The organism is Solibaculum mannosilyticum, from assembly GCF_015140235.1.
GTDB lineage: Bacteria > Bacillota > Clostridia > Oscillospirales > Acutalibacteraceae > Solibaculum > Solibaculum mannosilyticum.
In genome coordinates, this window is record NZ_AP023321.1 from 1 (window position 1) to 14,536 (window position 14,536).

Annotated in this window: 14 protein-coding genes; 12 read left to right on the forward strand and 2 right to left on the reverse strand. The window is 53.3% G+C overall.

Features of this window, described 5'->3' with window-relative positions:
• The first annotated feature begins 100 nt into the window (after positions 1 to 100).
• The 11 genes from dnaA to C12CBH8_RS00055 all read left to right on the forward strand — a co-directional run bounded on the left by dnaA (position 101) and on the right by C12CBH8_RS00055 (position 12,303).
• A complete protein-coding gene (gene dnaA / locus C12CBH8_RS00005) occupies positions 101 to 1,438 on the forward strand; it encodes a chromosomal replication initiator protein DnaA (protein WP_215533297.1) in 1,338 nt (445 codons plus the stop codon).
• A gap of 598 nt (positions 1,439 to 2,036) precedes the next feature.
• Positions 2,037 to 3,143, forward strand: a complete 1,107-nt coding sequence (gene dnaN / locus C12CBH8_RS00010) for a DNA polymerase III subunit beta (protein ID WP_090263792.1) — start codon at positions 2,037 to 2,039, stop codon at positions 3,141 to 3,143.
• Complete coding sequence (locus tag C12CBH8_RS00015; RefSeq protein ID WP_090263790.1) at positions 3,133 to 3,351, forward strand: RNA-binding S4 domain-containing protein; 219 nt, start codon at positions 3,133 to 3,135, stop codon at positions 3,349 to 3,351. The genes dnaN and C12CBH8_RS00015 overlap by 11 nt, the downstream gene beginning before the upstream one ends.
• A complete protein-coding gene (gene recF / locus C12CBH8_RS00020; protein ID WP_099322958.1) occupies positions 3,348 to 4,445 on the forward strand; it encodes a DNA replication/repair protein RecF in 1,098 nt (365 codons plus the stop codon). The genes C12CBH8_RS00015 and recF overlap by 4 nt, the downstream gene beginning before the upstream one ends.
• Positions 4,446 to 4,448: 3 nt before the next feature.
• Positions 4,449 to 4,733 carry an extracellular matrix regulator RemB gene (remB, locus tag C12CBH8_RS00025; protein ID WP_090263787.1) on the forward strand — a complete coding sequence of 95 codons (285 nt, stop codon included), beginning with the start codon at positions 4,449 to 4,451 and terminating at the stop codon, positions 4,731 to 4,733.
• A gap of 190 nt (positions 4,734 to 4,923) precedes the next feature.
• A complete protein-coding gene (gene gyrB / locus C12CBH8_RS00030) occupies positions 4,924 to 6,852 on the forward strand; it encodes a DNA topoisomerase (ATP-hydrolyzing) subunit B (RefSeq protein WP_425503783.1) in 1,929 nt (642 codons plus the stop codon).
• A 57-nt stretch (positions 6,853 to 6,909) separates the two neighbouring features.
• The gene (locus C12CBH8_RS00035) at positions 6,910 to 7,548 is read left to right on the forward strand and encodes a hypothetical protein (protein ID WP_215533298.1); all 639 of its coding nucleotides are present in this window, start codon (positions 6,910 to 6,912) and stop codon (positions 7,546 to 7,548) included.
• A 43-nt stretch (positions 7,549 to 7,591) separates the two neighbouring features.
• Complete coding sequence (locus C12CBH8_RS00040) at positions 7,592 to 8,212, forward strand: hypothetical protein (protein ID WP_215533299.1); 621 nt, start codon at positions 7,592 to 7,594, stop codon at positions 8,210 to 8,212.
• Positions 8,213 to 8,217: 5 nt separating this feature from the next.
• A complete protein-coding gene (locus C12CBH8_RS00045) occupies positions 8,218 to 8,793 on the forward strand; it encodes a YcxB family protein (RefSeq protein WP_215533300.1) in 576 nt (191 codons plus the stop codon).
• A gap of 164 nt (positions 8,794 to 8,957) precedes the next feature.
• Positions 8,958 to 11,489 (forward strand): DNA gyrase subunit A, encoded by a 2,532-nt coding sequence (gyrA, locus tag C12CBH8_RS00050; protein ID WP_215533301.1) that lies wholly within the window; start codon positions 8,958 to 8,960, stop codon positions 11,487 to 11,489.
• Position 11,490: 1 nt separating this feature from the next.
• Entirely contained in the window at positions 11,491 to 12,303 is an 813-nt protein-coding gene (locus C12CBH8_RS00055) for a Cof-type HAD-IIB family hydrolase (RefSeq protein WP_215533302.1), read from the forward strand.
• A 378-nt stretch (positions 12,304 to 12,681) separates the two neighbouring features.
• On the opposite strand, the gene C12CBH8_RS00060 is transcribed toward C12CBH8_RS00055, so the two are convergent.
• Positions 12,682 to 13,230: an NUDIX domain-containing protein gene (locus C12CBH8_RS00060; RefSeq protein ID WP_321199549.1), complete on the reverse strand. Its 549-nt coding sequence runs from the start codon at positions 13,228 to 13,230 to the stop codon at positions 12,682 to 12,684.
• A 231-nt stretch (positions 13,231 to 13,461) separates the two neighbouring features.
• Here C12CBH8_RS00060 and C12CBH8_RS00065 point away from each other — a divergent pair, with 231 nt between their 5' ends.
• Positions 13,462 to 13,773 (forward strand): YbjQ family protein, encoded by a 312-nt coding sequence (locus C12CBH8_RS00065; protein ID WP_090263773.1) that lies wholly within the window; start codon positions 13,462 to 13,464, stop codon positions 13,771 to 13,773.
• A 61-nt stretch (positions 13,774 to 13,834) separates the two neighbouring features.
• On the opposite strand, the gene lexA is transcribed toward C12CBH8_RS00065, so the two are convergent.
• Positions 13,835 to 14,428: a transcriptional repressor LexA gene (lexA, locus tag C12CBH8_RS00070; protein WP_090263771.1), complete on the reverse strand. Its 594-nt coding sequence runs from the start codon at positions 14,426 to 14,428 to the stop codon at positions 13,835 to 13,837.
• Positions 14,429 to 14,536: the final 108 nt, after the last annotated feature.

Genomic DNA, 14,536 nt, shown 5'->3' on the forward strand with positions numbered 1-14,536 from the left:
GAATGTGTTATAATGTGAGATACGTATCAGGGGATTTTGCCGTCTTTGACAGGTATCCCCTTTCCAGTACACACTACTTTGGTATCGTGGGGGAACTTGAATGGAATCATTTTTAGACGCATGGAAGAGTGTCAGCGATTATTGCAAGGACCATATGCACGAAGTGGCCTTCAATGTCTGGATCAAAATCATCAAGCCGGTCAGCCTCGAGGATGGACAGGCTGTGCTTTCGGTCCGCACTCGTTTTCAGAAGGATATCATTGAGAAAAACTATATGGATCTTCTCAATTCGGCCTTTGAGCAGACTCTGGGATTCCAGCCTCCCATTGTGCTGATCACCGAGGAGGATCAGAAAGAGGGGCAGGCTTCCCCGTCGGAAGACCAGCCGCCCCGTCAAACCAAGGTGTTAAACGGCGACCGTTCCACTTTGGAGTATACCTTTGATAATTTTATTGTGGGAGCGTCCAATAAATTCGCCTATGCTGCAAGCCAGGCGGTGGCCACCAATCCGGCCGGCGCTTACAATCCCCTGTTTATTTACGGTGGATCAGGGCTGGGCAAGACCCATCTGCTGTACGCCATCTGCAATGAAATTTATAAGAATTTTAACGACATCAATATTGTGTACATCAAAGGCGATGATTTTACCAACGAATTGGTGGAAGCTATTTACAACAAAACTACCAACTCGTTCCACAATAAATACCGTCAGGCCGATGTCCTGTTGGTGGACGACATCCAGTTTATCGCCGGCAAACTGCAAACCCAGGAGGAATTCTTCCATACGTTTGACAGCCTCTTCCAGGCCGGCAAACAGATTGTGCTGGTATCCGACCGTCCGCCCAAGGAGATCGCAACACTGGAGGAACGGCTGCGCACCCGGTTTGAATGGGGACTTCTGGCCGACGTCCAACCCCCGGACCTGGAGACCCGTGTGGCCATTATCAAGCGCAAAGCCGAGGCGTTGGACATCGCCATCCCGGACGAGCTTTGTATGTTCATCGCAAACCGCTTGAAGACCAACATCCGCCAGCTGGAGGGAGCCGTCAAGAAGATGAAGGCCTACCAGCAGCTTGCCGGGGAAGCCCCGTCTATTTTGTCGGCCCAAAATGCCATCCGGGACGTGCTCAACGACAATCAGCCTATCCCAGTGACCATCGACCGCATTTTGACCGAGGTATCCCGCACTTGTATGGTCACCCCGGAGGAGATCAAATCCAACAAGCGTTCAGCTCAGATCTCCAACGCCCGCCAAATCGCCATCTATGTGGTCCGGGAGATCACACAGATGTCCCAATCGGCCATCGGCGAGAAGTTCGGCGGCCGGGATCACTCCACCATCAATTACGCCATCCAGCAGGTGGAGAAGAACATGCAAAAGGATCCCTCCTACCGCGCCACCATTGACGACATCATTAAAAATATCCGGGAAAAATAAGATCCCGGGTTCCTTTTTGAAAAGAGAAGAGCTGTAAACAATCATCGGCAACCGTATGGGCTTTGGTCTGGTGAACAAAGTTTCACTAGTCAGGCCCTCCCTTTTCCTTTTTTAGTTTTCCACAATTTCCCCAATGTTTTCCACGTGGAAAAGGCAGTTGTTTTGTGGAAACCGATTTTTCTTCTCTTTTTCCCACCTTGTTTCCTCTTACTTTTCCAAACGAACAGATGGGAGAAAAGGGCCGTCAAACACCCTTCTTATGCGGTTTTGCGCCCTTTTTTGACATTTGTTTTCCCATTTTTTCACCGTATACGCAGGATGTGCAAAGTACAGTGGAAGAAATCGGTTTCGTTTGTTTACATAATTCCTCTATTTTTCCAAGGATTTTTTCACTTTCCACTTTTTTCTTTCCACAGCGCGTTAAGAGCTGTAACCCCCGCGTGAAACAATGAATTTTTATTCACGTTTTTGTCCACGATGGGCGGACAGCTCAAATTCCCGTATAACGGTGCTTCTTCGACCTTTTCCACCGTTTGCACCGCCTCTACTACTAATACTAAAACAAGTAATCCTACCATTCCTTAGAAAGGGTGAGAGTATGCAGATCACCTGCCAACGTCAACCATTATTGGACGCCGCCACCAGTGTGCAGCGAGCGGTATCCACAAAATCGTCCATTCCGGCTCTGGAAGGCATTTTATTGGAGACCAGAGAGGGAGAACTCAGCTTGTCCGGTTTCGACTTGGAACTGGGAATTGTCACCTCCATTGAAGCCACCGTACAAGAAGAAGGAGCTTTGGTGGTATCGGCCCGCCTCTTTGTGGACATTATACGCAAAATGGACAGCGACAATGTCTCCATTCAGACCGATGAGAAGAATCTCATCATCATCCAAGGCGGACAAGCGGAATTTTCCATTATGGGAACACCTGCGGCGGAATTTGCCGAGCTGCCCTCCCTCAAGGATGGGACAGAAGTCACACTGCCCCAGAATTTATTGGCCGGCATGCTGCGGCAAACCCTGTTCGCTGTGGCCCAGACCGATAATAAACCCATTTATACGGGAGTACTGTTTGAATTAGAACAAAATCTGATCCGGCTGGTGGCTTTGGACGGTTACCGTCTTGCAATACGGGAGGAACCCGTGACGGTGGACAGCAATTTCCGTTTTGTGGCGCCGGGCAAAACCCTCAGCGAAGTGCTGCGCCTGCTGGGAGACGACGACCAGCCGGTGACCATCACGGTAGGAACACGCCATATCTTTTTCTCCATCAATCGATATTCCGTGGTGTCCAGGCTGTTGGACGGCGAATTCTTGGATTATAAAAAATCGGTTCCCCAGGGCGGCAATACGCAGGTGCGCGTCAAGACAAGGGCGCTCATCGACAGCATTGAACGAGCCTCCCTGTTGATTTCAGACCGGTTGAAGAGCCCGGTCCGCTGCATTTTTGAAGAGGATGAGATCCGTATCAGCTGCGTCACAACCGCCGGCAAAGTGCGGGATCAGGTGGAGGCCTCTTTGGAAGGCGATCGGGTGGAAATCGGCTTTAACCATAAATATCTGTTGGATGCACTCAGGGCATCGGAAAGCGATGAAGTGCGTGTGGTTCTCAGCGGACCGGTGGCACCCATGAAGGTGCTGCCAGTGGAGGGAGAACATTTTCTCTTCCTGGTGCTGCCAGTGAGGCTCAAAAATGAGATATGAGAAAGTAAGCATCGACACCCCTTTTATCAAGCTGGATAATTTATTAAAATTAGCCGGTGCCGCCTCCACCGGCGGTCAGGCAAAATTGATGATTCAGTCGGGGGCGGTGCAGGTCAATGGAGAGGTATGCACCATGCGGGGCAAAAAGATGCATCCGGGGGATACCGCCTGTACCGATGAGATGAGCATTGAGGTTGTCTCTGTATGACGGTAACCCATTTGGAAGGCAAGGGATTCCGAAACCTTTTGGATTTTTCCCTCTCTTTTGGACAGGGGGTCAACATCCTGTACGGGGACAATGCCCAGGGCAAAACCAATCTTTTGGAGGCTTTGTGGATGTTCACCGGTTCCAGGAGCTTCCGCGGGGCCAAGGATGCCGAACTCATCCGATTTGAGGAGAAAAAAGCCTCCCTTACGCTTCAGTTTAAAGCCCAGGGCCGGGATCAGGAGGCCCAGCTTCAGATAGGGGACGGCAAACAAGCTTTATTAAATGGGGTAGGTCCCTCCCCTGTCTCGGTTTTGAATGGGCAGTTTTGCGCGGTGGTGTTTGCGCCGGGGCATCTCTCCTTGGTTAAGGAGGGCCCGGAAGGACGCCGCCGGTTCTTGGATCAGGCCATCTGTCAGGTGTGGCCCAAATACGCCTCTTTGCTGGGGGAATACCATCGATGCCTTCATCAGCGGAATATGTTGTTGAAGGATGTGGCGTTTCACTCCCAGCTTCTCGATACCTTGGACATTTGGGAGCATTTTCTCAGCAGCTACGGCGGCCAGATTTGTTCCATCCGGATGCGGTACTTGGAGCGTCTGGCTCCCACAGCAGCCGCTCTTTACGGGGAGATGTCCGGAGACAAGGAAGCCCTTTATATTGCGTATCATTCCAAAGCACAGGGGGTTCCATGGGATAAGTCCATTGAAGAGGCTTTGAAACAGAGCCGTAAGGATGACATTGCCGCGGGATACACCACCGTAGGTCCCCATCGGGATGATCTAAAGCTTCTTTTAGATGGGAAGCCGGCTAAAAATTATGGATCCCAAGGCCAACAGCGGTCGATTGTGTTGTCCCTCAAGATGGCGGAAGCTGATGTGCTCAAGGGCATCACAGGAGAACAACCGGTGCTTTTGCTGGACGATGTTATGAGTGAGTTGGATCCCAGACGGCAGGATACGATTTTGAACCACGCGGGGGCGGGTCAGGTATTTGTCACCTGCTGTGACCCGGCGCCGGTGGTGCGTCTGACAGAGGGGGAAGTGTTTGAGGTATCTGGAGGGATGATCCGTCCGGGCCTCTTCAAGGAGGAATGAGCTGTGTATCTCCATTTGGGTCAGGACGTTGTGGTGAGAACCAGAGACATTGTGGGTATTTTTGATTTGGATACCTCTACCGTCTCCAAGGAAACACGCAGGTACCTGACCAAGGCCGAACAGGAAGGAAGGGCTGTGACGGTGTCCACCGAGCTGCCCAAGTCCTTTGTGGTATGTGCCTGCCAGAGGACAGGGCGGCAGATTGTATATATCTCCCAAATATCCTCCTCCACCCTGTTAAAACGATCGGGACGGACAATGTCCGCCAGGCAAAGCCTGGACCCATGACGCCCTGGGGCCGGGGGAAGGGCTAATACTTTGTGGACACGGTGCCCGGGCTATTGAATTTACCCTATCCCATCCCCAGCCGCGGGAATGAATCATGTCAGTATTCGATAAAAATCAAAAGCGCGAAGTGGAAGCGGGCACTGCCCGCCAGGCATTGCCTGGGAAATCAAATGCAATGGAGGGTTTGCCATTGGATATTCAAAATAGACCCGAAGAGGAAAAGTACGACGGCAATCAAATACAGGTGCTGGAAGGCTTAGAGGCTGTCCGCAAACGCCCTGGTATGTACATCGGCTCCACCGGTGAACGGGGTCTTCATCACCTTGTGTACGAGGTAGTGGACAACGCCATCGACGAAGCTATGGCTGGATTCTGCAAAAATATTCTGGTGGAGATTCTGCCCGGAGAGATCATCCGCGTCACCGACGACGGCCGCGGCATCCCGGTGGGCATCCAGCCTAAGATGGGCATCCCGGCTGTGACGGTGGTGTTCACCGTCCTGCACGCCGGCGGTAAATTCGGCGGCGGCGGATATAAGATGTCCAGCGGCTTGCACGGCGTGGGTGCATCGGTGGTCAACGCCCTGTCGGATTGGCTGGAGGTAGAGGTCAGGGACGGACAGCACATCTATCATCAGCGATTTGAACGAGGCCCGGCGGTGGACGACTTACACATCGTAGGGGATACCACCGAAACCGGAACCACCGTCACCTTTCAGCCGGACGCCTCTATTTTTACCGATACTACAGTATATCGCTTTGAGGTATTGCAGCGCCGTCTGCGGGAGCAGGCCTTCTTAAACGCCGGTCTGCACATCAAGCTGGTGGACAAGCGGGAAGAAGAGAATATCATCACCGACTCCATGTGTTATGAAGGCGGCATCCGAAGCTTTGTGGAATACATCCAGGAGCGCACCAAGGTCACCCCTGTTCATCCGGACGTCATCTACATCACCTGTGAGGACGAGGATTCCACCGCTGAGGTTGCCCTCCGGTACAGCGACAGTTTTGAGGAGACCATTCTCTCCTTTGCGAACGACGTTCATACTGTGGACGGCGGTACGCATGAAACCGGTTTTAAATCGGCTTTGACCCGTGTCTTTAACGAGTATGGACATCGGTTCAAGCTGCTCAAGGAGGAGGAAAAGCTTTCGGCTGAGGATGTCCGGGAAGGAATTACCGCCATCATCAGCGTCAAGCTCAAGGAGGCCCAGTTTGAGGGCCAGACCAAGGCGAGATTGGGCAATACCGAAGTCCAGACTATGGTCAGCCGCATGGTGTACGACAAGCTCATGACCTACTTTGAGGAAAATCCCAATGTAGCCGGCATGATCTTTGAAAAAGCGGTGGCGGCATCGGTGGCCCGTGAGGCGGCCAGAAGGGCAAGGGAGCTGGCCCGCCGCAAGACGGCCTTGTCCTCGGGAGGACTTCCCGGCAAGCTGGCCGATTGTCAGGACAGGGATTCCGAAAACACAGAGATTTACATCGTCGAGGGAGACTCGGCAGGCGGTTCGGCCAAGTCGGGACGTGACCGCCGGTTCCAAGCCATCCTTCCCCTATGGGGCAAGATGTTAAACGTGGAGAAGGCAAGGCTTGACAAAGTATACAACAACGAAAAACTCATGCCGGTTGTCATGGCTTTGGGCTGCGGTATCGGCGAGGAATTCGATATTGAGAAGCTGCGTTACGGCAAGGTTATCATCATGGCCGATGCCGATGTGGACGGATCCCATATCCGGACCCTGCTCCTCACCTTTTTCTTCCGTTTCATGCGCCCTCTTATCGAGGAAGGGCATATTTTCATCGCCCAGCCTCCCCTGTTCCAGGTGAAGAAGGGCAAGCAGGTGCGGTACGCCTTCTCGGACGAGGAGCGGGACCAATACATCGCGGAATTCGGCGGCAATGCCGATGTACAGCGGTACAAAGGTCTCGGTGAGATGGATTCGGAGCAGCTGTGGGAGACCACCATGAATCCGGAGAACCGGACCATTCTACAGGTGGAGATGGAGGATGCCGTGGCAGCCAATGAGATTTTCACCATCCTGATGGGGGACAAAGTGGATCCCCGCCGTGAATTCATCGAGCAAAATGCCAAATACGTCCAGAATTTGGACATTTAAAGAAAACGTCAAGGGCGGTTTGGCCGAATGGTATCGCGCCCGGAAAGGGGATCGAATATGGAAAAAGAGCATTCCCAGGATCAAGATTACGAGCTTGAGAAGCAGGAACTGTTTGAAGCGCTGGAGGACATCCAGCCCCAGAAAGAGTCGGATCATGAGGAACAAGTCCCCCTTGCCCACGAGGACGAGGAAAATTGTATTTATCTGATCTATACCCTGCAGCAGCAGGAGATTGTAGACGCTCTGCGCATCGCCCGGGTGTTTAAGTCGGTGGGCGTAGGACAGTGGGTGCGCACTGCACTGATGGTAGTGGTCATGGCCATCACCATTTACAACATCACCATTGACCCCAATTACATCGGCATGGGCGCCTTTTTGATCACCCTGTGCGTGCTTATCATCCTGGCCATATGGCTGGTGCCGGCATTGGGGATCCGCAGCCAGGCGAAGCAGGCTTTTGACGGGCAACCCATCCAGGTACGCCTGTTCCCCGACCGCATCGAGGCCGGCAAGGTGGACGGCGACAGCATGGGAATGGTATCCTTAGAGCGGGCCACCCGCATTGAGCACGACAAAAATTTGTATCTCTTCTGGATGGACGACCGCAATCTGCTCATTTTGCCGGAACGCGCCTTCCCGGAAGAGAGCAAAGAGGAAATTGTCAGACGTCTGGCCAGAGGACGGGATTCGTTCTAATGACGGGGCTGGACGAACCGATTGATGGAGGGGGATTTGGCCTATGGAACCCAAAGCCAAGGATCTCATAGAAGAAAGACAAATTCATATCACCCAACGTCACTATATCAACGGGACTCTGGATGTACAGCGGCGCATCGGCATTTTACGGCACACGCCTTTTGTGATGTTGGTGGATTTTATTGTCTTATTTTTCACTACAAAATGGTTTGTTGAAATGTATGCTGCAAATGGCGAAGCCTCTACAGTAGAATATGGACTTCTTTTTTTCTTAACATTCTGCGTCATTTATTCCGTTTTTATTTTCACCAGTTTGCTCCCCACCCGCTTTGCCGTAAGGGCGAGGGAGGATTATAACACCGGCCTCGTGACCAAACAGATTCGATTTGTACGGTTTTACAAAGACCGTTTTGAACTGAGCGGTACAGGTATAGATATCACCGCTTACTATTCCAAGATGATCCAATGCCTGGAGAACGACGACTTGTTCCTTTTTGTACCCGACCGGAGCGGTTTGAGTTATATGATCCCCAAAGAAGACTTGGGGGATTTTGCAGGAGAACTTCACAGCAGGATCCGAAAGGAAATGGGCAAACGGTACCACAAGATGACATCCTTCCCCGGCAGAAAAGATTTTGGCAGATCTTTTAACAAAGGAGCGTAAACGAGATGGCAGAACCGGTACATGAGTTCCAAGAAGAGGGAGAAGCCTGCGTCTCGGTGAGCTTTTTGCCGGAGCAGGAGGAATATGTTCAAACCGTGATGCTCAGCAGCCGGTATCGGGCAAACCCCAAAGCGGGCATCCTCCTTCGGGCGGCAGGATGCCTGTTGTTCCTGGCCGGGCTGGGATTTTTATTGTTCTTCCCCCGGTCGATGGCCGGCATTGTCCTTTTTAACTTGATAATGATCGTGGGCATTGTCTGCCTGGCGTGGACCGATATGATCCAGCCCATGGTGAGACGAAGCAGGGCCAGATCGGTGTTTGAAAAAAGCGAGAACCAAAAGAACAGCGTGCAGATAACGGTGTATCAAGACCGCATGACAGTGCAGTCGGACGGCCTTGATGCAGCGTTTCCCCTGGAAAGCCTGCCCTTTGTGCTGGAGGATGACAAGCTCTTTTTGTTGTCGGCCGGCGATCAGTACCAGTGGATGATCCCCAAACGCGTGCTGGATGAGAATCAGGCCGCATGGCTTAGAAAAACCTTTTCCATAACGTGCGGCGGCCGGTATGTCCGGTTTGCATAGGATAGGGCCGTTGTGTAAAGCTAAGGCAATTCAACCGGCTGACTTCCCGGCTTGAGACGGGAGCTGGGCCGCGTTTCCCAACATAGAGGTGTTTCCCCCACCCCGGCGGATGGAAAGAAGGATCCGGCCGGGGCGACGGCAATACGATACGAGGTGTTAACGAGATGAACAAGGTTATCCAAGTGGATATCGAGAAGGAGATGCGAAAGTCCTATCTGGACTACTCCATGTCGGTCATCGTGAGCCGGGCGCTGCCCGACGTGCGGGACGGACTTAAGCCGGTACATCGGCGCATCCTCTACACCATGCATGAAAATTCCCTGTGGCCGGATCGTGCTTATCGCAAATGCGCCGATACCGTCGGCGCCGTGCTGGGCCGATACCATCCCCACGGCGACGCGTCGGTGTACGACGCCCTGGTGCGCATGGCTCAGGATTTCTCCATGCGGTATATCCTGGTGGACGGTCACGGCAACTTTGGCTCTGTGGATGGAGATCCCCCCGCTGCCTACCGTTATACCGAGGCCAGAATGAGCAAAATCGCCACCGAGATGCTCACCGACATTGAAAAGGACACGGTGGATTTTACCTCCAACTACGACGACCGTTTAAAAGAGCCCCAGGTTCTGCCCTCCCGGTTCCCCAACCTCCTGGTCAATGGGTCCACCGGTATCGCCGTCGGTATGGCCACCAACATGCCGCCCCACAATCTGGGTGAGGTGATCGACGCCATCTGCCTGCTCATCGAGAATCCGGACGCCACCCTCAACGAGCTGATGGAATATATCCAAGGCCCCGACTTCCCTACCGGCGGCATCATCATGGGCCGGTCGGGCATCCGGGCGGCCTACGGCACCGGACGCGGCCGCATCTTGGTGCGCGCCAAGGCGGATATTGTGGAATCCCACAATGGCCGGTTCCAGATTGTCGTCACCGAACTGCCCTATCAGGTCAACAAGGCCAGACTGGTGCAGTCCATCGCCGAGCTCATCAAGGAAAAGCGCATCGACGGCCTCCAGAACGTAGACGACCATTCCGACCGCGAAGGTATGCGCATCGTCATGGACCTAAAGCGGGAGGCCAATCCCCAAGTGGTGTTAAACCAGCTTTTCACCTACACCCAGATGCAGGTGACCTTCGGCGTCATCAACCTGGCGCTGGCAAATGGACAGCCCAAGGTTTTGACCCTCAAGGAGCTTTTGGAGCACTATATCCAATTCCAGCTTGAGGTCATCACCCGCCGCACCCAATTTGATCTGCGCAAAGCCCAGGAGAGGGCCCACATCCTGGAGGCTCTCTGCAAGGCGTTGGACTTCATCGATGAAGTGGTCAGCATCCTGCGATCCTCCAAGAGCATCCCGGAAGGCAAGCAGAACCTGATGGATCGGTTTGAATTCGACGAGATCCAGGCCACTGCCATTGTGCAGATGACCTTGGGACGTCTCACCGGACTGGAGCGAGAGAAGCTGGAGGGCGAACTGGAGGAATTGGAGATCAAAATCGCCAATTTCAAGGATATTCTGGCCAGCGAAGAACGCCGTCTCAATATCGTGCGGGAGGAAGTGTGCGTCCTCAGGGACAAGTACAACAATCCCCGTCGCACCCATATCACGGCCATCAGCGGAGAGGTGGACATCGAGGATCTGATCGAGGAGGAGGAGTGCGTCCTCACCCTCACCCGGTTTGGATACATCAAACGCCTGCCGGTGGATACTTACCGCACCCAACGCCGCGGCGGCCGCGGTATCTCGGGCATGACGCAGCGGGAAGAGGACTATGTGGATGAGATGTTTGTCTGCTCCACCCACGATACCGTCATGTTCTTTACCAACATCGGCCGTGTGTACCGTCTCAAGGGCTATGAAGTCCCGGAGGGCTCCCGGACGTCCAAGGGCCTCAATATGGCCAATCTTCTCCCCTTGTCCCAGGGCGAACGGGTCAACGCCATGATCCGCGTCACAGGGGACGACAAGGGATATATCGTCATGGTCACCCGTCAGGGCATCATCAAGCGGTGCGACTTGAGCTTGTTTGGGAATGTCCGTAAAAACGGCATCATCGCCCTGGAGCTCAACGAGGGGGACGAGCTGGCATGGGTGCGCCTGACAAGCGGTGAAAACCGTCTTATCGTGGCTACCAAGGGCGGTATGGCCATCCGGTTCGATGAAAACGACGTCCGTCCCATGGGCCGTGCGGCCCGGGGCGTCAAGGCAATCCATCTAGCGGAGGGCGACGAGGTGGTTGGCATGGCCCGTACCCGTGAGGGAGGTACGCTGCTGACCGTCACGGAAACCGGTTACGGCCGCCGCAGTCAGATTTCCGATTACCGTCTGCAAACCCGCGGCGGCAAGGGAATCATCAACTACCGTACATCGCTGTACGGCAAGGTGGCCGGCATCAAGGTGGTGGACGAGGATGACGACGTCATGATGATCGCCTCCAACGGCATCATTATCCGCGTGGCCGTCAGCGATATCAGCATCTACGCCCGTCCGGCCAAAGGCGTGAGGGTCATGCGCATCGATCCGGACAGCGGTGACCGTCTGGTGACCTTGGCCCGTACCCCCCATGAGGACGATGAGGAAACCCAGCCGGTGGAGGACGAGCCGCAGGAGGCGTCCGATCTGGAAGAAGAGGCGGAGTCTGCCGACAGCGTCCAGGAGGATGAGACAGCGGGAGAATCCCAGGAGCCGTAATATGGAAATTAAAATCGTATTCAGTGATATCGACGGTACGATTCTAAACAAACGTCATCAGCCAAGCCCGAAGACGGTGGAGACCATCCAGCGTCTTTGCCGGCAAGGGAGGCCGTTTGTACTGGTGTCGGCCCGCATGCCGCGAGGGATCTATACCGTCCAACGCCAGCTGGGCATCACCCAACCCATCGTGGCCTACAGCGGCGGCCTCATCCTGGACGAAAAGGGCGAACCGCTCCTAAGCCTTGGGTTTTGCCCTTCTAAGGCGCTCCTTATAAAATCCTATGTCGATACCCAAGGAGCCTGTTGCAGCGTCTATACGGGCGATCAGTGGCTTGTGGACGACCAATCCGATCCATGGATCCGGCAGGAAATGCACATTACCCAAGTGACGCCGGAAGAGGGTCGGATGGATGATCTTTTAAAAGGCGTGCAAGTTGTCCATAAGCTGTTGCTGATGGATGAGGCGCCGCGCATCGAGGCGTTGGAGCAGGATCTAAAGCGGCGGTTTGAAGGGCTGCGGATCTATCGGTCCAAAGCCACTTATTTGGAGGTCATGGACGAATCGGCCTCGAAATCGGGAGCGGTCAAGGAATTGTGCCGCATCAAGGGCATCCCGGTGGAGCAATCGGTGTCCTTTGGGGATCACTTTAACGATATGGATATGCTGGCCGCCACGGGTATGGGATTTGCCATGGCAAACGCCCCCAAGCAGGTGCGGGAAGCCGCCAGTCACGTGGCGAAGTCCAACGAAGAGGACGGCGTAGCCCGAGCCATTTGCGCTCTCATGGGATGGCAGGATACAAGAGGATAGGTAAAAATCAACAGCCGCCTGGATAGAAGTCCAGGCGGCTGTCTTATATTATAATGGAATGAAATCAGATTCAAAAGACCGAATGGTTCCGATAAAAGGCGGCTTAGGCGCACCATATGCCGTCCAAGCTCCCTGATGAAAAATCAGGTTTGGGAGAAGAAAACAGGGAAATGCGTTCTGAGTTTTCCTCTCAGTTTTAAACGGGCCTTTGAAAACTCTGTGGAAAATGTGGAAAACTCTCTGGGAAAGATTTAGGCGTCCAGCGAGTGGCCAGCACTATAGGAGGGGGTATTTCCTGAAAAAAGGCAAAAAAAACACAATGGACGTCCGACCTTTCCACCGGTCGGATATCCATTGTGGAAAACTCTGTGGAATTGTTTAAATCTTTCCCCGACTATGGAGGAGAGCCAGCTTCAAGATACAAACCTGTGTTTTGGCATCACTGATCTGATTTTGGAGCACCATTTCCACCGCTTTGTCCAGCGGGATGCGCTCCACCTCCAGGAACTCATCGTCGTCCGGACACGATTCCCCGCTGCTTGTGATGCGGCAGGCGTACAAATAAATAACCTCCTCACAGTAACCCGGGGAAGGGTACAACGTGCCCAAGGACAGATATTGATCGGCACAGGCGCCGGTTTCTTCCTTGAGCTCCCGTTTGCCGCACTCCAGAGGATCTTCTCCCGGGGATCGTTTGCCGGCCGGGACCTCCAGCACCACCTCATGATAGGGATAGCGGAACTGGCGGACAAACAGCACTTCATCCTCATCGGTCAGGGCCGCGATGCAGACCCCTCCCGGATGTTCCACCACTTCCCGGGAGGCAGGTTGTCCGTTTGGGAGCAGAATCTGATCGACGCGCATGTTGATGATGCGGCCTTTGTAGGGATACTCTTGGGAAACGGTTTTTTCAGTAAGATCCATCATGAAAAACACACATCCTTCTTTTTCTGGAATGTTCTGCATAAGATACATCAGGTACTCTTTAGAGAATCATGTTAATTGTAATGCTGAGGACAGGAAAAGTAAAGTGTGGAGAAAAATAAGGAGGATCGATTGAATTCGCCACAAAGCCGGGCTATAATTGACGTGGACTGGGAAGAAAGGCTTCCCGGTCGGTAGAGGAAGCGGTATCTAAGAGATAAGGAGGAAATCATGATGGTATTGGTAACAACCAGTTATATCAGCGACCGCGAATTAGCAACCCTGGGAATGGTGAGAGGAGCCACTGTTTTTTCCAAGAACATCGGCAGCGATATCGCCGCCGGATTTAAGAATCTGGTGGGAGGAGAGCTTAAGGGATACACCGATATGCTCAATAAATCCCGAGAAATCGCCATTCAGCGCATGATCGAGAATGCCCAAGAGATGGGTGCCGATGCCATTGTAGATGTGCGTTTTGCATCCAGCACCATTACGTCAGGAGCTGCTGAAGTGATGGCTTACGGCACAGCCGTCAAATTCAAATAAAAGCAAAAAAGCTACGCCTGGCAACCAGATTGATCTGGTTGCCAGGCGTTTGTTTTGTCCATCAATTGTAAAACCGCAGGCAAGCGATGACTTGCCCCAGGATGTCCACCTGATCCACAATGATGGGATCCATGGTGGGATTCTCCGGCTGGAGACGGAAATGACCGTCTTCCTTATAAAACCGTTTAACCGTGGCGTTTTCCCCTTCCACCAAGGCCACTACGATGTCGCCGTTTTGAGCGGAAGGCACTTTTTCCACCACAACAATATCGCCGTCTAAGATACCGGCTTCGATCATACTTTCACCCTGCACCCGCAGAGCAAAAAGATCGCATCCCTTTTTGCGGGATCCGGGGAAAGGGATATACTCCTCGATTTCCTCCACCGCCATAATAGGCTGGCCGGCTGTGACACGGCCCAGCAGCGGGACAAATCGGGATGTTTCCTGCGTCAGCTTAATGGAACGGTTGCGGCCGTGATCTCTGGTGATGTAGCCGGCGCTCTCCAAAGCGCCGAGATGGTAATGGACGGTGGAGGTGGACTTAATACCAGTGCGCTCACAAATTTCCCGCACAGATGGGGGGATGCCGTCCTCTTGGATGCGCTGGCGAATAAAGTCATAGACCATCGCCTGGGATTGGCTTAGGGATTTCATAGTAGGTTCCTCCTCTGTGGATCGAGAACATTTCCTAGTTTTGTAGACATTATAGCATACTCCGGCGATAAAATCAAACAAATGTTTTTAATTCCGTTTATTTTCTAT